Origin of the sequence: Paenibacillus pasadenensis, from assembly GCF_023715725.1 — a bacterium.
GTDB classification, from domain to species: domain Bacteria; phylum Bacillota; class Bacilli; order Paenibacillales; family Paenibacillaceae; genus Paenibacillus_O; species Paenibacillus_O pasadenensis_A.
On record NZ_JAMBOT010000007.1, the window covers coordinates 48518 to 64825 of the forward strand.

General features: G+C 53.3%; 21 protein-coding genes. 4 read left to right on the top strand and 17 right to left on the bottom strand.

Features of this window, described 5'->3' with window-relative positions:
• Window positions 1-12: 12 nt before the first annotated feature.
• The 13 genes from M3223_RS16980 to M3223_RS17040 all read right to left on the bottom strand — a co-directional run bounded on the left by M3223_RS16980 (window position 13) and on the right by M3223_RS17040 (window position 9938).
• Window positions 13-501, bottom strand: a complete 489-nt coding sequence (locus M3223_RS16980) for a hypothetical protein (RefSeq protein WP_251563703.1) — start codon at window positions 499-501, stop codon at window positions 13-15.
• Between the two features lie 53 nt (window positions 502-554).
• A complete protein-coding gene (locus tag M3223_RS16985) occupies window positions 555-980 on the bottom strand; it encodes a hypothetical protein (protein WP_251563706.1) in 426 nt (141 codons plus the stop codon).
• On the bottom strand, window positions 977-1123 hold the full coding sequence (locus M3223_RS16990) for a hypothetical protein (RefSeq protein WP_251563708.1): 147 nt from the start codon (window positions 1121-1123) through the stop codon (window positions 977-979). Before M3223_RS16990 ends, M3223_RS16985 begins: the two co-directional genes overlap by 4 nt.
• A gap of 27 nt (window positions 1124-1150) precedes the next feature.
• Window positions 1151-1300, bottom strand: coding sequence for a hypothetical protein (locus M3223_RS16995; RefSeq protein ID WP_251563710.1), 150 nt, complete (start codon window positions 1298-1300; stop codon window positions 1151-1153).
• 57 nt (window positions 1301-1357) lie between these two features.
• Window positions 1358-2260 carry a hypothetical protein gene (locus tag M3223_RS17000; protein WP_251563712.1) on the bottom strand — a complete coding sequence of 301 codons (903 nt, stop codon included), beginning with the start codon at window positions 2258-2260 and terminating at the stop codon, window positions 1358-1360.
• A gap of 12 nt (window positions 2261-2272) precedes the next feature.
• Window positions 2273-3214 (bottom strand): hypothetical protein, encoded by a 942-nt coding sequence (locus tag M3223_RS17005; RefSeq protein ID WP_251563714.1) that lies wholly within the window; start codon window positions 3212-3214, stop codon window positions 2273-2275.
• Window positions 3208-4755: an ATPase, T2SS/T4P/T4SS family gene (locus M3223_RS17010; protein WP_251563716.1), complete on the bottom strand. Its 1548-nt coding sequence runs from the start codon at window positions 4753-4755 to the stop codon at window positions 3208-3210. Before M3223_RS17010 ends, M3223_RS17005 begins: the two co-directional genes overlap by 7 nt.
• Window positions 4752-5588: a hypothetical protein gene (locus M3223_RS17015; RefSeq protein WP_251563718.1), complete on the bottom strand. Its 837-nt coding sequence runs from the start codon at window positions 5586-5588 to the stop codon at window positions 4752-4754. Before M3223_RS17015 ends, M3223_RS17010 begins: the two co-directional genes overlap by 4 nt.
• The gene (locus tag M3223_RS17020) at window positions 5585-6304 is read right to left on the bottom strand and encodes an SAF domain-containing protein (RefSeq protein WP_251563720.1); all 720 of its coding nucleotides are present in this window, start codon (window positions 6302-6304) and stop codon (window positions 5585-5587) included. Before M3223_RS17020 ends, M3223_RS17015 begins: the two co-directional genes overlap by 4 nt.
• 216 nt (window positions 6305-6520) lie before the next feature.
• Window positions 6521-6871: a type II toxin-antitoxin system PemK/MazF family toxin gene (locus M3223_RS17025; RefSeq protein ID WP_021877237.1), complete on the bottom strand. Its 351-nt coding sequence runs from the start codon at window positions 6869-6871 to the stop codon at window positions 6521-6523.
• Window positions 6872-6874: 3 nt separating this feature from the next.
• A complete protein-coding gene (locus M3223_RS17030) occupies window positions 6875-7156 on the bottom strand; it encodes a CopG family ribbon-helix-helix protein (protein WP_028600570.1) in 282 nt (93 codons plus the stop codon).
• Between the two features lie 235 nt (window positions 7157-7391).
• Window positions 7392-8582: an alanine racemase gene (alr, locus tag M3223_RS17035; RefSeq protein ID WP_251563722.1), complete on the bottom strand. Its 1191-nt coding sequence runs from the start codon at window positions 8580-8582 to the stop codon at window positions 7392-7394.
• 204 nt (window positions 8583-8786) lie between these two features.
• Complete coding sequence (locus M3223_RS17040) at window positions 8787-9938, bottom strand: outer membrane lipoprotein-sorting protein (RefSeq protein ID WP_251563724.1); 1152 nt, start codon at window positions 9936-9938, stop codon at window positions 8787-8789.
• A 279-nt stretch (window positions 9939-10217) separates the two neighbouring features.
• Between M3223_RS17040 and M3223_RS17045 the strand changes: the two genes are divergently transcribed.
• From M3223_RS17045 to M3223_RS17060, 4 genes are all read left to right on the top strand, one after another.
• Window positions 10218-11561: an ABC transporter substrate-binding protein gene (locus M3223_RS17045; RefSeq protein WP_251563726.1), complete on the top strand. Its 1344-nt coding sequence runs from the start codon at window positions 10218-10220 to the stop codon at window positions 11559-11561.
• A gap of 140 nt (window positions 11562-11701) precedes the next feature.
• Window positions 11702-12559, top strand: a complete 858-nt coding sequence (locus M3223_RS17050; protein ID WP_251563728.1) for a carbohydrate ABC transporter permease — start codon at window positions 11702-11704, stop codon at window positions 12557-12559.
• Window positions 12560-12578: 19 nt separating this feature from the next.
• Window positions 12579-13457 (top strand): carbohydrate ABC transporter permease, encoded by an 879-nt coding sequence (locus M3223_RS17055; protein WP_251563730.1) that lies wholly within the window; start codon window positions 12579-12581, stop codon window positions 13455-13457.
• Window positions 13458-13538: 81 nt separating this feature from the next.
• The gene (locus M3223_RS17060; protein WP_251563732.1) at window positions 13539-13946 is read left to right on the top strand and encodes a hypothetical protein; all 408 of its coding nucleotides are present in this window, start codon (window positions 13539-13541) and stop codon (window positions 13944-13946) included.
• A gap of 53 nt (window positions 13947-13999) precedes the next feature.
• Here the strand turns inward: M3223_RS17060 and M3223_RS17065 are convergent, their stop codons facing one another.
• From M3223_RS17065 to M3223_RS17080, 4 genes are all read right to left on the bottom strand, one after another.
• Window positions 14000-14203: a hypothetical protein gene (locus M3223_RS17065; RefSeq protein ID WP_251563734.1), complete on the bottom strand. Its 204-nt coding sequence runs from the start codon at window positions 14201-14203 to the stop codon at window positions 14000-14002.
• A gap of 5 nt (window positions 14204-14208) precedes the next feature.
• A complete protein-coding gene (locus tag M3223_RS17070; RefSeq protein ID WP_251563736.1) occupies window positions 14209-15078 on the bottom strand; it encodes an SPFH domain-containing protein in 870 nt (289 codons plus the stop codon).
• 162 nt (window positions 15079-15240) lie between these two features.
• A complete protein-coding gene (locus M3223_RS17075; RefSeq protein ID WP_251563738.1) occupies window positions 15241-15744 on the bottom strand; it encodes a hypothetical protein in 504 nt (167 codons plus the stop codon).
• A 126-nt stretch (window positions 15745-15870) separates the two neighbouring features.
• The gene (locus M3223_RS17080; protein ID WP_251563740.1) at window positions 15871-16206 is read right to left on the bottom strand and encodes a hypothetical protein; all 336 of its coding nucleotides are present in this window, start codon (window positions 16204-16206) and stop codon (window positions 15871-15873) included.
• Window positions 16207-16308 lie beyond the last annotated feature (102 nt).

Here is a 16308-nt window from a genome sequence, read left to right on the forward strand (position 1 = left end):
ACCAGTCATCTACTAGCCTGGCAACACGAGCTGGGCCGCCCCTTTGATATGCCATTCCACCGGTTCCATAATGGAAAACACGCGGGCATAGACAACATGCACGATTAAAATGACGCCGGGGCGGTCCAGCGTCACCTCGTAATTAAACTCGCTGTTGCGATAGGTAAACGGGAAGCTTTCGTTTCTTCCGACTACATGCCAAGCGTCCACCGTCACGCGATCTCTTAATCGTGAACCTGGCAGCGGCACTCCCTGTTCATCCAGCTTTAAGTTCTGCTGCAAATAGGTCATTGCTTCCTCTAAAGCCTTGGTCTCATCCAAAATAAACCTTCCCTCGGCGAGTTCACGCTCGTCCAGTTGCTGCGCGGCCGCATGAGCAGCCCGGTTGACGGCATGTTTAGCATCAAAAAGAACACGAACCGCCCGCTCCTCGTCGGTTTGAGCCGCCTGCGCCGCCAGCCAGATAACCGTCATGAACAGCGCAAATAGAAGCTTATGCACCTCGATTCATCACCTCTCTTTAACGAAAGCGCTGCAACGTAAATAGTCTAGAACTACGGCACAAACTCGCTCATTTTCAGTCCCGTGACAACAATTAACTGTTCTTCACCGGGAACATCGATTCCAATCAGGCTGTCGATCCGAAACATACCTTCATAGGGATAACTGGCTGTAAGCCTGAGGCCTGTCCCCCGCAGCAGCGGCATCGAAGGATTGTCGGCCGGCTGCCCATTCGTCGAGCTAACGGTGAACAGCACCGACTCCGTTCTCAAACCGACTTGTTCGAGCCGCTCCCGCGCTTGCCGCAGCATCGGTTCGTCAATGTAGCCTCGGCTGGCACTGGCCCCGATCTCTAGCAGGTAATCCACTTCTTTTTGCAGCATCGCTTCCCGCATCACAAGAACATGTTTGTAAATCGGAGAGAACATCATCCAGCAGAATAAGGATGCAAACAGCACAAAAACAAGAATTTGCTTCAAGGGTCCGTTCCCCGGATGCTGTCTGACATGGCGCCGCCGAATCCCCGCAGTCCGGCCCGTGTCCCTTCCGGCCCTTCCACAGTTGCCATAAACAAGACAACAACGGCGATGAGCAGCAGCAGGGAGGCTAGCAGCTCCTTCACTTAGCAGGCCCTCCTTTCTATTGCGAACTAAGGGACAAGATTTCCAATTTGGGTGTTGGCGGAAGTTCCTTGAGACTGAATACGAGAGCGAGTGCCGGTAGCATTATCGGAAATAATCGTATTAAATAGCACGAGCATGACTACGATCATCATGACGGTCATCAAAATGTTGCGCATCGTTCCACCTCCTTAGACAGAATTAACTTTCTATTTCGTTTAAGTTTTAAAGGCTCCTCAGTTCAAGGAATCGAACAGCTTCTGGCTTTCGCGGACCCATGGATAGATGAATACTTGGAAAGTGTACAAAATAGGAATCCCCGCGATAATAAACAGCACATAGGAGCTTGATTCCTTCCGGCTTTCCTTCATCGTCTCCAGCTTTTCCTTGTAATCTCGGATACGCGCGCGAAGCAGCTCGTAGTAGGCTTCATCCTCATGCTGCCGCAAGGAGTCGATCGTTTCCGCGAAGCTGATGACATCCTCGGTGCCAATTCGCTCTTTGAACTCCCGGATCGCACTTCCCGCATCGTGATACCACTCGCCAAGCAAATGCTGCAGCTCGCGCCGGATTGTCCGGGTATAGGGAACACAGCGCATCAGCTTGGCATGAATATGCAGCGACGAGCCCTGCAAATACAGCAGCTGTGTGCTGACGGTATGAATCTCACGGACAACTCTCGCCGTACGGGCCAGCCTAAGCGCCTGCAACACGGATTTGTCGGCTAACAACAACACGATTAAAACTGCCAGCAGCAGCCAAACATAAACCGGGAGCAGCATTCCCTGCACAAAGCCAAGCCAGTTGCCAACAGCCATAACCATTGCCAAACCAGGAATAACCGACAATCCTATTCTGCGTGAAGCCGCATAATAAGCTGCGTCCACGATCCAGCCGCAGCCGGCAAAAAGCTTTTCCCTCTCCAGCAGCATCGGACTGGAACGATTTAGGCCGAAGTACCGCAGACGATGTTCCGGCAGCTTGGCTGTCTTCCAATTGGCAGGCTGTAAATGCAGCCAACGAGGCCGGATTTTTGTCAGCCGTTTCAATAATACAAACAATAAACCGCAGACTATCAGAATTTGTCCGGCATAAGTGGCTGCATAGATCATACGCCCCCAAGACTCATAAACTTCCATGCCCACGACCCCTTACATTTTTTTGCGGGAGAGCCATAACCCCATGATGAAGGAAGCAAAAATCATCATTAACGAATTGAGCAGCATATTCCGCCCTCCTGCATCCTGCACATAGTAACGATAGGAATTATCCGGGTTATAGTAAAAATTGATGCCGATATAAAAAGCCAAAAATAAAATCGGTGTAAAATTGGCAATGCGAATTTCCAGCATTTTGTGCCGCTCCTGCTCGTTCGCCCGGCGGGATTTGCGCATGTCGCCGATCAGCTCATGCAGATTGCCCGACACCGAATGTCCCTCGGTCAGCGCAACCCGGATAATCTGCACAAAATAATCCGCCCACACATGACCGAGCGACCCGGCAAAAAGCCTAAGGCTTTCCTCGTCATTGCCTCTGACGCTCAAATTTCGGTAAAGCTGCTCAAAGGCTGCCTTTAAATGACCTTCAAGCCGATTCTCCTCCACCATTCGTTTCAGCGCCCCCCTTACCTGGCGCTGGCCTGCAATCAGATAACATTGATAGAACAGCTCTACTGCGGGCAGGAACTCAAGCCTCGTCTGCATCTGCCGATGGACCAGCATCGACTTCAGCATTAGATAAGGAAGCAGGCCTAACATCAGACCGAGCAGCAGCGCTCCCTTTGCACTGCCGAACAGAACTGCTCCCGTACCCGCTCCAGTCACGAGGAGCATACCTGAAAGCAGCACCAGTCCTTCCGGCTTAATGCCGGACTGAAGTGATTCCAGCGTATCGGCAATCTCCCGGTAAAAGGCTCCAGACCGCTCCAAAAGCTGTCTGAGACGAAAGCTCAGGCTTTTCCTGCGCCGGTAGTCCAGCCTGGAAGCCGCTTGGATGGAATCTTCTCCAAACCGGAGCAGCGCTGCCAACAGAGGATAAAGGCTGACCGTAAGCAGCAACCCCATTGCCAAAACAAGCCAAGAAGCGTTTAACATCGGAAGCTTTCCTCGACATGACGGATGAAAACATCGTCAGCTTCTACCGTTTTTCCCGGTAAACAGCGATGACCCGCCTTCTCCGCCGCATCTGGTTCTCCCGGCGTTGATCCTGCATCCTCTTCCATCACGGAAGCGCTGCTCCAAAAGCCCGCCTCATCCAGCGACAGCCCGGCATCTGCCAGCCTGCGGCGAGTGGCTTCGCCGGGAGCCGACGCCATTGTCCACCCTCTCCCCGTACGGTATGCCGCCCATTCCTCCAACCTTACCTCGCCTTCCTCCCAATGCAGCTCGCCTAGCCGGGTTATCCGTCTTTTGCCGTCCGCCAGCTTCATCTCGATTCCAATCTGCGTCACATAACGGGTGATTCGCTTGCACAGCCTATCCGGATTCATCGCCCGATTGTCCAGCATGCACATATCGGTAATTGCCTCCGGCACATCCTCCAGTCTGCTTGCATGAACGGTTGTCATGCTGCCCGAGTGGCCGCGCGTACAGGCGCGGACATAAATGTTGGCGTCCTCATCACGAATTTCGGCATGGATAATGCGCTGCGGAGATTGGCGGAGCGCAAGCTTGAACGCCTGCGCGGGCCGATGAAGCGCATCCTCTTCGTCCGTCTCGTATTCCACAACGTTTTTGTCAGGAAAATCTCTTCCGAGCATCATCTCCAGCCTGGACTCCAGCGTGACGAGCCGCTCCTCGTCCGGCAGCTCGGCGATAAGGGATTTCAGCAAATGTGTCTTCCCGGAACCCGTCGGCCCAATGAGCACCAGATTGTATCGGCAGGCCAGAACTGCCTTCAGCATAAGCACAATTCTGTGAGTCAGCGTGCCGTAGTCTGGAAGGGCCAGCTCGTCCAGCCGGAATGCGCGGGCATTGTAAAAGCGCATCGTCAGTGTCGGCTGCGAGGTGAAGCCAAAACCCGTCATCGTCACGCGCGTACCGTCACGCAGCATTACTTCCGCCCATCGTTTGCGGCGATTAATGCGGTCATTGTTGTACAGCACCAGATTTTGCTGAATCCGCTCTACCTCCTTCAAGCTTTGAAAGCGGTAGGACGAACGCTCGGTCCTTCCCTCGCGCATGAGGTATATCCCCGTGCCGACAACCTGGATCTCTTCAAGTCCGCTGCGGTCCTGCAGCGCCAGCTCAAGCACGCCTAGTCCGATCACCTCCGCGAACAGCGCTTCCGCCAGCGAATGATACTGGCCGCTCATGCCGGGCAGCTCCTGCAGCCTCAGCTTCAGCAGCCTGTCCTGCACAAGCGCCATGATCTCCTTGCGCTCTCGGGGATAACCCAAAACGGCGCGATTCAGCCGTTCGCCGTACTCCCGGCGTTCTTCCTCCGTCATGCCTCTCGGCGATGACAAATACGCACGCATATCCTCAGCCGCTTTCGCAAAATCAAGGGCCGGTTTTTCGGATGATGAGCTGATCAAGACTGCCTCTTCAATGCGTCCTTCCACTTCATCGGAACCTGTGCCTGCCCGGACCCGCGCCGAGTATGCCGATGGCGAGAAACGGCTGGCACCGCTCATACACCAAGCTCTCCCCGATGCGCTTTGAGCTTGCGGTACCAAGGCTGCGACTTCATGACCGGTTTGCATGTTAATCCATGCCGTGCTGCAAGCTTGTCTGCCGCCATGTCCATTACAACCCTTCCGTCGGCATCCTGCTTAAGCCAACGATGATACTGCCCTCTGTCCAGCGACCGGTAAAAGGACTCATTCATTCTGAACTCTCCGATCGCGGCCAACCCCACTTCCTTCTCAATCTCCTTCATGCGATACCCTCCATTCATCCAATTGGATTGCACGACAAGCAGCTCATACTGCTCCGGCTGAATCCCAAACAGCGGGGAGATTTGCCGAATCCACCGGTTGCCGTCCTCCTGAAAATGCGACAGAGCCGGTGTCGTGCACAAAACTCTTGAATCTGCCGCGATTACGGCTCCTATCGTAGCCGCATTATCCCAGTAACAGCCTCCGTCCGCGAAAACAAAGTCAAAGCTTTGTCTGGCCGTTTCGAGCAGATGCTCCGTTTCTTCCATCGTGTAATGCTCCGCCTGATCGCGTAGCAGATTACCCGCCAGAACATGGACCTTCGGTTCGTCTGGAACGGAAATGCAGGCTCTGCGCAGCCGCTGCGGCGTCAAAGAGGCGGACGAAAGCTCCGGCCGTAAGCTGTCCAGCGTCACAGCCGGTATATCCAGCCCTAAGTAACGATGAATTTTGGCGCTTTTTAAGTTAAGACAGAGAAAGCCAACCTCCTTGCCAGTACGCTCAGCCATTCGGCATGCAGCAGCAAACGCGGCCGTTGTTGTTCCGATGTTAGGCGTCGTTCCTACAAAAGCTGCAACCGGCGCGCTCATCGGGAGCTCTCCCCGCCAATACGGTTCAGCGATTCCGGGCTAAAGGCGACGACCAGCTTGTTATCTCCGCCTTTGCAAAGCGCGTCTATTTCCAGCCATTGAGCCTCCGACAGATTCAGATTGATAAATTCGATCGCTCCGTTCGCATCCCGCCGCGAAGCGTACATTTTCTGCCGGTCTCCTTCGGCGAGCGATAACAGATTGGGGTTGTCCGGATCGTCAATTTCCTGGTTGCCGCTTGTTTTGACCGAGGCCACCGTAACTGGCTCCAAGAACAAACGCCTGGATGCCAGAGCGGGGCCCGACACATAAACAAGAACACTATCTCCGGCACGAATGCCGCTTGACACTGAAAGCATATATTCTCTTGGCAGCTGGAAGGTCGACTGGCTTCGGCCTGGCAGCAGCCGGTTAAGATCTGTCTTCCAGCCCCGAAGCGGTTCGCCTTCGCCAAGCGGAACTACCGCCTCTTGCCCGGCAGCATGCTCGACGTTTGTAACCATATCCTCGGTATACGCCGACGATGCAATCGTCTGGTACTGCAAATCCCGCGCTTCCAGGCGTTCTCCCGCCGCAATGAATCTTTTCGGAACGACCACCTGCACCGAATGCTCCTTTTCCAGCACATGAAGCTGGACTAAATACAGCCCGTACACGAGAAGCGCCGATAACAGCGCCGCTGCGATAAACAGCATTCTGTTTTTCCCTTTGCCCATCTGTCTCCTCCCCCATCGCAAGCCTGGAAAATAAAAAAACGCAAGCAGGAACCCGATTGGGTTCAACTGCTTGCGTTCTTCGCGAGCTAGGCGATGCACTTGCATCGAATATGCAATTAATTGAGTCCATAGTATCAATAGAATAAATGGCTGTCCAGCTTTTTTTTCCATTTTTCGTAATTTTGGGCAGAAATCCTTCCTTGGATTCCTGCCCGCCTAAAAATCAATCAAGCCCACGCTGATCTGCAAAGCATCATCGACATGACGCATCATCTCGTCGTCAAGGTGGGTTATTTTGTCCGTGAGCCGCTGTTTGTCGATCGTCCGAATCTGTTCAAGCAAAATGACGGAATCCCGGTCGAAGCCATGGGCTTTGGCGTCAATCTCGACATGAGTCGGCAGCTTAGCCTTCTGAATCTGGGCCGTAATGGCCGCTACGATAACGGTGGGGCTAAACCGGTTGCCGATGTCATTCTGGAGAACGAGAACAGGGCGGACGCCTCCCTGCTCAGAGCCGACAACTGGGGATAGGTCGGCGAAAAATACATCTCCGCGTTTAACGATCAATCGCTACACCCCGCTCACGAGACGGCCGAGTGCTCGGTCTGCGTCTTCCTCCGCTTGGAAAGCTTCCGAGGCCATATTCAGGTTGATCTTGGCCATTTCCAGATAACCGCGCTGCATCAACTCACGGATTTGACGTTTTTTGCGCTCCACCAGATAAAGTTTCATCGCTTGGCGGATAAATTCGCTGCGGTTGGAATTTTCCTTGGCGACGATCCCGTCTACTTCTTCCAGCAGATGATCCGGGATACTGATCATGATTCGTTTGGTATTCTGTACATTGGCCACCAACTCGCACCTCCAAAACTTGTCAAAGCCCATTACCATTATGTCTCCGTTGCCAATTGCCTATACTCCACCATACCTATGAGATGCCTGTTTCCATTAGAACAGGAGAGGCTTCGGCTTGCTAAGGCATGACAATTCGCCGCTTGCCGACGAAATTCCTGCTTGACCTGCGCAAAAAATGACACATCAACGGAAAGACGCCGCGAAACCTGTCATCCGCTTCAAGCTGCGGTTATTAAGGCGCTTGGAGCGGATTGGAAACCTCCACAATCTCGCCTCCGCGTGTATACACTCTTGGAACGCGCGCTGCTAACATACAGATCAGCTCATAAGGGATTGTGCCCAGCTGCGCAGCCACCTCTTCGGCTGTAATGACAGCTCCATGCTGGGAGCCAAACAGTACAGCCTCCTCACCGGGTGCAACCGGCGCGGAGCCGGCTGCGTCCGCAGCACCGAGCGCAATCATGCACTGATCCATACAGATCGTACCGGTAACCGGAAGCCGTTGGCCGCGCACCAGCACATGCGCTTTGCCGGTTAACATACGGCTGAAGCCGTCGGCATATCCAACCGGCAACGTGCCGATCCGATCGCCCGCGCCGGCGAAGTAGCGGGTGCCGTAGCTGATGCCCCACTCCTCCCGCAGCTCCTTGACCATGACAATCTCGGTTTTCAGAGACATCACCGGACTTAGCTTCACCCGGGAATGATCCACCTCGGCGGAAGGATATAGGCCGTACATGCCGATACCGAGCCGGAGCATGCCGCCTCCAAGCTCAGGCGTATCAATGCCCGCGCCAGTGTTGGCGCTGTGCAGAATCTCAATCGGCAGAGAGCGGCTGCGAATCTCGTTCACAATTAACGAGAAACGTTCATGCTGAAGGTTTGTATAGGTTTTGTCCGCCTCATCCGCTCTTGCAAAATGGGTGAACAGCCCTTCCACCTGCAGCTGCGGCACGCGCAGAGCGGCTTCAATAAACCGCATGGCGTCTCCGGATCCGTCGGCCAGCACGCCGAGCCGGCCCATGCCGGTGTCAAGCTTGATGTGCACCTTTAGTTTGGAACTGTCCGCGGGCAGAGACCTAGCAGCCTCCAGCACATCGTCCCGGAACAGGGCAATAGTAATATCAAGGGATCGGGCGATTGCCAGACCTTGCGGAGTCACATAACCGAGCACCAGAATCGGTGTTTTAATTCCGGCTTGCCGGATCTGAATCGCCTCATCAAGAAATGCAACTCCAAGGTAGTCCGCGCCGCAGGCTTCCGCCTCGCGGGAAATCGGTACCAGCCCGTGACCATAGGCGTTGGCCTTAACCGATGCCATCAGCTTCATTCCATCCGGCACCGAATGACGGAAAGCCCGGATATTGCTGCCAAGGGCATCCAGAGAAATTTCGGCGCGAGTCGGACGGTAAAAATTATCCATCCTTTTCATCCCACTTCCTCAAAAAAACACAATCCCCTCCATGTTACCCGTGACACCTTGTACTGTCAATGAACGCGCGGCCCTTCCACCCCGTCATTTCTTGCCAAATCCGGCGCTGCGGCTGGACTTCGGAAATCCCGCAAAAAATCCGTTCACTAGGGATACAAAGCGCCGCAGCCTTGCCCGGCTGCGGCGCTTCTTCCGTTATTTGGTCATCTCATCCACGACGGATTGCGCCACCTTGATCAGCTCGGCTTCAGGAAGATTGCCGGATGTGAGGCGGAATTCCGTACCGGAGTAAGTCCAGACAAGCGTCTGCTGCTCGCCTTCGCTAAGCTGCCCCATCGTAAAGCCGAGATCGATGATTGAGCCCGACCCGGTTGCGGCATCGACATCCTGCGGCTGGGTCTCAATTAACGTGTAGCTGTAATTGCCGTCGGCGTCGCCGTAGCGGAACATTACGCCTGGATTGCCTCCAAATTCAATGTCGCTGGAATCCTTGAGCGCGATTCCAACCGGCCCCAGATAGGAAGGCTCCATCGGAATAAAGGATGAGCTGGACGAGTCGGCAGCCGGATCGGATCCCTCTTGCTCGCCTGAAGTCGCTCCGTCCTTGCCGCCGTTGCCTTCCGTTCCTGCCGCTCCCTCCGCTTCCTTGCCGGAGGAGGCTCCGCCGTCCTGGCCCTCTGGAACTGCAGTCGTCGCCTCCGCTCCGGATGCCGGAGAGGTGGACAGATTTGTTTTTGTGTCAAACACGCTCTTATCAAGCTTTTCATTGAATTTGAACGAATCAAACTTCACATCCACGAGCACTGCCGAGTTGGAATCCAGCACTTCAACCTGCTTCGGCGCATAGTCCGATTTGCTCAGCCATATTTTTTGCCGGGTCAGCGAAGTGTTCGGATAGTTGGCCATAACATCAAAAACATAGTTTTCTTTGTCGTCGGCGAACTGCCGGGAATTATCCTTCAGAATGCTGGACAGCAGCGTTTGGTACAGGTATACCTGTCCGTTATCCTCCGGCCAATTGCTTTGGAAGCGGAAGATTTTATTGAGGCTAGGCGTCAGCACGAACACGCCCTCATCGTTGCGCAGCACGATTTGCGTCAGGTCTTTCTTTTCGTTCGTCAGCGCAATACGGTAATAGTTCGGCTTCTGGAACTTGATGTCGACCTTGTACTGGAGAGGCTGCGACGCGGTATGCAGCGTCATCGTTCCTGTTCCTTGATACGTATCCGTTTTCTCCTGCAGCTTGCTGAGGTCCTTCACGACCGCTCCGGCGTCCTTTTTACCGCAGCCGGCGATCACCATAACAAAGCAGGCCAGCAAAGCCGCAATCATTCCCATGCGACGCATCTTCTCATCCCCTCTGCTCCTTGAGTTTTCCTAAGCTGATAACATGTCTATGAGGGGTCTTGGCCTTTTATGCGGACGAGAATGACGAGCTTGCAGCTTTGTCCGAAAGAAGAGAATTTTCCCCTACCCGATTCCCGGATTTTGCCCCATGGCAGAGGAATATCCCCCTTTCAGCGAACCAATCTTGCCTTGGCGCTCCCCCGCTGCGGTTCTAGAATTTGTAGTAGGCGAGACGAAATGTCCCGCAGCTTGCACGAAGAATCGAGGGGGAGTACTACCATGATGAAAAAGAAATCCACGACTGCATTAGCCGCACTGTCCATGGCTGCGGTAATGGCTTTGACCGCCTGCGGCGGCAACGAAGGCGGAAATACGGCAAGCCCTGGCCCAAGCGCCGCTCCCGGCGCCAGCTCCGAGCCATCAACAGCTCCCGCAAAGGAAGTATCGCTCCGCGTTTTCTCCACGTTCGGCGGCACGGACGCCGCCCGTGAAGCGTTCCAGAAGCTGCTCGACGATTACTCCGCCAAATACCCTAATGTAAAAATCGAAAACGACGTCATGAGCGCCAACGACGACGGCTTCCGCACAAAGGTCAACTCCGACATGAACAGCGGCAACGAGCCGGATCTGCTCTTTTATTTTGTCGGCTCCGATGCCAAAGGCTTTGTGGACGCAGGCAGGGTTATGCCGCTGAACAGCCTGCTCGACGAGGATGCAGAGTGGAAAAACGGCTTTATCCCTTCCGCCCTGGAATCCGTGAAGCAGCCGGACGGCAATATTTACGCCGCTCCTCTAACGGGCTTTTACGAAGGGCTATTCGTGAACAAAGCGATATTTGAAAAGTATAACCTGGAGCTGCCGACCGACTGGGACAAGCTGACCAAAGCGGTTAAAGCACTGTCCGACAACGGCATTATTCCGCTGGCAGCGCCGTTTGACCAGTCCCACTATGTCATCGAGCATTCCGTGCTGGCTGCAGCCGGCAGCGACGGCCAAAAAGCAGGTCTGCTGAACGGCATTAATCCGGAATGGGAGCTTGGCATCGGTAAGCTGAAGGAGCTCGGCGAGCTTGGCGCATTCCCGAAAGACGCCGCTACAATCGATCTGACGATGGCTGCCAACTACTACTCGCAGGGTCTGGCCGCGATGGTGCTGGAAGGCTCCTGGGCAATCGGCGGCATGCCCGAGGACGTAAAAGCGACGACGACCGTACTTCCTTTCCCAGCCGTTCCGGGCGGCAAAGGCACCGGCAAAGACGTTGTTGGCGGCTTCGGCAGCGGCTTCTACCTGTCCAAAGCGGCCTATGACAACGCGGACAAAAAAGACGCGGCAGTAAGCCTGCTCAAATATCTGACCAGCTCTGAAGCAATTAAATCGATTGCAGCCGCCAACGGCGGAACGCCGGCTGCGAACGTGCAGATCGACGGACTTCCTCAGGTCGCGCTTGACGGCTTCAAAATGGTCGCGGACTCCACGTCCGTCAACTCGCCGATCGACAGCTATCTGAGCCCGGAAACGTTCACAACGATCCGCCAAAACGTAATGGCAGTTGTTAAAGGCGACAAAACGGCGAAGCAGTCCCTTGAAGCCGCCGAAAAGATTGAGAAAGCGAACAAACAATAGGAAATAATCGAACCCGGTCTATACCCGCATTTCTCGCCGCCCCTCTGGCTACACGGGCGGCGAGTCCATTTCGGCAGACTAATGGCTTTGGCCGCACGCCTGTCCGATACCCATTCCAGCTCAACGAAAAAGGTGATTGCATGAAGGGCGATAAAAAATACATTGCCGCATTTCTCGCTCCGGCGCTTATCCTCATCTCGATTTTTGTTTATTATCCATTTCTGAAAAGCCTGTACCTGAGCTTCTACCGCACGAGCGGGTTTTTTGATAAAAAATTCGTCGGCCTGGACAATTACAGGCGGATGTTCACCGACGAGCTGCTCGGCGCCGCAACGCTTCATACGCTGGAGCTGATGCTGTACGTTATCGTATTCCAGGTCGGAATCGCACTTGTGCTTGCAGTCATGGTGGACAGCATATCCAAAGGCAAGCAGTTTTTCCGCACCGTATTTTTCTTTCCGATCGTCATTTCCGGCGCGGCCATCTCGCTGCTGTTCGTGCTTATATACAACTATCAGTTCGGCATGCTCAACAACGCTCTTTCGAGCTTTGGCTTCGAGAAGATATTATGGCTCAGCGAGTCCGGCTCGCTTAAATCCATTGCGGTTCCAACCGTATGGCATTACGTCGGCTTTTACTTCGTGCTTTTTTTGACGGCCATGTCTAAAATTCCGTCTGACTTTTATGAGGCCGCCAAGCTGGAGGGCATTACCGGCATCCAAAAAACGACGATGCTAACGATCCCGCTTATTTTAAGCGACATCAAGGTTGTGCTCATTCTCGCCATTACCGGCACGCTGAAGGTGTTCGACTTTATCTGGATTCTTTCCCGCGGGCAAAACGGCACCGAGGTGCTTGGCACCTATATGTACAAAAAAGCGCTTGTGGACCAGAACTTCGGTTACGGCTCTACAATTGCCATTTATATTGTTGTGTTCGGCGTCGTGCTTTCTTTGATTACGAACCGTCTGCTCAAAAAAGAAGAGATCACATATTAGCTGTAACGGGGTGGAAAACATGCAGCAAACGCAGCAAATACGCAATGCTCCGCTGGAACGGAGCCGCACCGGCAAAAAATTTCCGATCGGCACGGCGTTTGTTTACTTGTGCCTGATCCTATGGGCGCTGACGACGATCTACCCGATGTTCTGGATCATCAACAACTCCTTCAAGCTCTCAAACGACGTCATGAACGATTCATTCCGCATCGCGCTATCCCCGGTGCTGACGAACTACGAAACGGCATTCGAGCGGATCAACATCGGCCGCGCTTATGGAAACAGCTTGATTATGTCGGGCTCAACGGTCCTGCTCGTTCTCCTGTTTGGCGGTTTGGCCGCATATGTACTTTCCCGCTTCAAATTCCGTGGCCGCAACGCGCTGAATTCCCTGCTCATCGCCACGCTGCTCATCCCGGCGTTCGCAACGGTCGTTCCGGTGTACGAGCTGCTGATTCAGTGGGATCTAGTCAACAAATATTGGGGACTGATACTGCCGCATACCGCTGGCAACCTGACGTTTGCCATTCTGGTCATGACCGCATATATGGCGACCATTCCAAAAGAGCTGGAGGAAGCGGCATTTATCGACGGCTGCAACCGGTTCACGATGTTTACCCGGATTTTTATGCCGATCTCCCGGCCCGTATTTGCATCGGCCAGCATCTTTGTGTTCCTGTGGTCCTATAACGATCTGTTTTCTGCACTAATTTTCGTCAACAAGGAAAATGTCCGGCCGATCGTTGCGCTGCTTAACGAAATCAGCTCTCAATACGGCACTGACTTCGGTCTGATGGCCAGCGCCGTATCACTGACGGTTGTCCCTGTTATGATCGTTTACCTCTTCATCCAGAAGTATATTGAAAAGGGAATGACGGAAGGGGCAGTTAAAGGCTAATTTCCGTACAACCTATCCCATTTTCCTCTCTCTTGCATAGGATATCGAAAGAATCCTAGATAGATATACAGGAGGAAGAATATGATACTCATTTTGTTTATTTTGCTCGTTCTTGTTGTTGGAGTCTTTGATGCAAAACCTAATTACTGCAGCTCCGGCGATGGCGGCTCTTCTATAACCGGTACGAAGGGATTCAATATTTTCAATAACAGTCCTTACAGATTAGAGCTTATTTCAATCAGCAACCCCCTATTGAATCCTCCTGACTTGAATATACCTCGTGGAGGCAGCCATCACTTTGAGGTGCCGTGCAGCTCTTCCCTTTACCTGGAATATTACGCTTATTCCGAAGATAATTATTACTGGGGCAGCTTAAAGGTTGAATTTTTTACGAGCTCGTTATGTTTGAACTACGGGATCAGAAACGATAGCTCAACGGGAAAAATCAACTATACAAAACGTTCTTATATCGCTGTATATGTATATTAAAAAACAGCACAAAAAAAAAGCTGTCCCGCTTTTCAGAGCGCGGACAGCTTTAATCATTGGTTATGATCGTTGTCACCAGCCGCTTCCGGCGGCGGGGCGGGACCGCGTTTAAGACGGCCGGACTTGCGCAGCGCTTCTCGCAGCAGAAATTCAATATGGGCATTTACGCTTCGGAATTCGTCGCCGGCCCACTGCTCAACCGCCTGATAAATTTCCGGGTCGAGCCGGAGCGGGAAAGATTTGCGTTCTTTGGCCATGACGGCTAATTGTATAACGTGCCGGCATTGATGACCGGCGTCGTTCCCCGCTCGGACACAATAGCCACCATCAGATTGTTGATCATCGCCGCGCGCCGCTCGTCATCAAGCACAATTCCGCGTTTCTCCAGCTGCTGCAGCGCCGACTCCACCATTCCGACTGCCCCGTCTACAATTTTCTGCCTTGCTGATACGATTGCTTCCGCCTGCTGCCGCTGCAGCATTGCACCCGCAATTTCCGGTGCATAGGCCAAATGGGACAAGCGGGTTTCCATAACCTCAACTCCAGCCACCATAAGCCGGTCCTGCAGCTCTGCGAGCAGCAGGCTGCTTACCTCATCCGCATTGCCGCGCAGGGAAATCGCCGAAAGATCCTCATAGGTATCGTACGGAAACTGGGCGGCCAGATGACGGATCGCCGTTTCACTCTGAATTTCCACGAACGTTTCGTAATCATCCACTTCAAAGCTGGCGCGCGCTGTGTCCGTTACCTTGAACACAATTACTGCCGCAATCTCGACCGGATTGCCAGACGCATCGTTCACCTTCAGCTTCTGGCTGTTGAAGTTGCGGACTTTGAGCGACACCCGAGCCTTCGAGCTGAACGGCATTACGAGCCAGAGCCCGCTATCGGTTATCGTGCCTTTATAACGTCCGAAAAATGTAACCACCTTCGCCTGATTCGGCTGAACAATCGTTAAAGCACTGAACAGAACGAATGATACGATCAGTAAAATCGCTCCAGAAACGTAACCGATCGCCGCCAGGTCTAATCCATCGCTAATAATGAATAAATACACAGCTACCGCAATCGCCGCTAAAGCGATCAGCATCGCCAAAAACCCGTTTGTATGCCATGCCTTGCGCTCCTTCATCAGACCAGCTCCCCATATCTTTTTGATATTTATATGATATCACTTTTTCTTGGAATTGGAAACTGGAAATTTCTTAGCTTCGTCCATATCGCCAAAAAAAGCCGGCCGCCAAGATTACTCGGCAGTCGGCTTTGCGGATGACGAATCGTATGGACAGGCGAGTTACTGCGGCGCAGGCGAAGCCTTTGGAGCGGATGACGGAGCCGGTGCCGGCGCAGGAGCAGGCATTTTGAGCTTGCCTTCATGATGCAGCTTCCGCAGCTCCTCGCGCAGCTGCTTCTCGTTCATGCCTTCGGTTTTAATCCCCTGTGCCGCGGCAAAAGCTTTAAGGCGCACCAGCCTTTTCTCCTTCATTACCTGTTTGAATTGCGCCCATTTTTCCGGCTGTTTTTCCTTCATAGCGCGGACTTCGCGGATCAGCTGCTCCTCGTTTTTACCGTCTGTTTTTATGCCAAAAAAGACGACCGCCTCCTTCAGCATATGGCGCTTATGCGCCTCGCGAAAACGTTTATGGCCAGGACGGCCCTTCGGGTGATAAATTTCGCCATGCTGCTTGTAGGAGCCTTCCGGCTGTGTCGTTTGCGTTTGCTGCGGCTGCGCGGCAATGCCCGCACCTGCTGGAAGGACAAGCGCGGCGGCCAGCGTAAGAGTAGTGAACAGATTCATCGTAATGGCACTCCTTTTGAATCGGTTTGGTTTCTCCTTTACGTTCCCCCAAACTTAACTGATTATTCCAAAATATTCTTATATGCAGCAAAAAGGCGCCCGATCAAGGGCGCCTTCAAGGTTCATTTATACCGATTGCCTGTTCAGCATCTGCATGAATTGATCATCCGTCAAATTCTGCCTCAGCACTTCGGATACGGCAATATCGTCGCAATCCGCTTTGGTCAGGTTTTTGCCCTTCATGTAGTATCCGTTGGTTTTGGCCATGGCGTAGAAGCCGCATAGCTGATCCGCCATTTTGACTGCCTCTGCCTCGTTATCGCAGCTCGCCAGAATGTTGCCGAAGCTGAGCGGATTTTTAGAGCTCTGAATGTTGACACGATAGGGAGCTGCAGCGTCCGACTCCTCGTACTTGACCAGAATCTCGATGTCGGAACACGTATTTCGATATTTGATAGACATCATCAACACCGCCTATGGGAACCTCGCTTGAGGTAGATTCGGTCAGTGCCGTTAGCGCTGCCGTACTAGCTATTAAACCGCTTCCCGGACCGCTAAACAGCG

Coding starts and splice junctions, on each gene's coding strand:
- M3223_RS17070 (WP_251563736.1), bottom strand. CDS start 15,078: ATGAAGGAGCGCAAGGCATGGCATACAAACGGGTTTTTGGCGATGCTG.
- M3223_RS17055 (WP_251563730.1), top strand. CDS start 12,579: ATGCAGCAAACGCAGCAAATACGCAATGCTCCGCTGGAACGGAGCCGC.
- M3223_RS16995 (WP_251563710.1), bottom strand. CDS start 1,300: ATGCGCAACATTTTGATGACCGTCATGATGATCGTAGTCATGCTCGTG.
- M3223_RS17000 (WP_251563712.1), bottom strand. CDS start 2,260: ATGGAAGTTTATGAGTCTTGGGGGCGTATGATCTATGCAGCCACTTAT.
- M3223_RS17075 (WP_251563738.1), bottom strand. CDS start 15,744: ATGAATCTGTTCACTACTCTTACGCTGGCCGCCGCGCTTGTCCTTCCA.
- M3223_RS17080 (WP_251563740.1), bottom strand. CDS start 16,206: ATGTCTATCAAATATCGAAATACGTGTTCCGACATCGAGATTCTGGTC.
- M3223_RS17060 (WP_251563732.1), top strand. CDS start 13,539: ATGATACTCATTTTGTTTATTTTGCTCGTTCTTGTTGTTGGAGTCTTT.
- M3223_RS17050 (WP_251563728.1), top strand. CDS start 11,702: ATGAAGGGCGATAAAAAATACATTGCCGCATTTCTCGCTCCGGCGCTT.
- alr (WP_251563722.1), bottom strand. CDS start 8,582: ATGGATAATTTTTACCGTCCGACTCGCGCCGAAATTTCTCTGGATGCC.
- M3223_RS17010 (WP_251563716.1), bottom strand. CDS start 4,755: ATGAGCGGTGCCAGCCGTTTCTCGCCATCGGCATACTCGGCGCGGGTC.
- M3223_RS17045 (WP_251563726.1), top strand. CDS start 10,218: ATGATGAAAAAGAAATCCACGACTGCATTAGCCGCACTGTCCATGGCT.
- M3223_RS17005 (WP_251563714.1), bottom strand. CDS start 3,214: ATGTTAAACGCTTCTTGGCTTGTTTTGGCAATGGGGTTGCTGCTTACG.
- M3223_RS17040 (WP_251563724.1), bottom strand. CDS start 9,938: ATGCGTCGCATGGGAATGATTGCGGCTTTGCTGGCCTGCTTTGTTATG.
- M3223_RS17020 (WP_251563720.1), bottom strand. CDS start 6,304: ATGGGCAAAGGGAAAAACAGAATGCTGTTTATCGCAGCGGCGCTGTTA.
- M3223_RS17015 (WP_251563718.1), bottom strand. CDS start 5,588: ATGAGCGCGCCGGTTGCAGCTTTTGTAGGAACGACGCCTAACATCGGA.
- M3223_RS17065 (WP_251563734.1), bottom strand. CDS start 14,203: ATGGCCAAAGAACGCAAATCTTTCCCGCTCCGGCTCGACCCGGAAATT.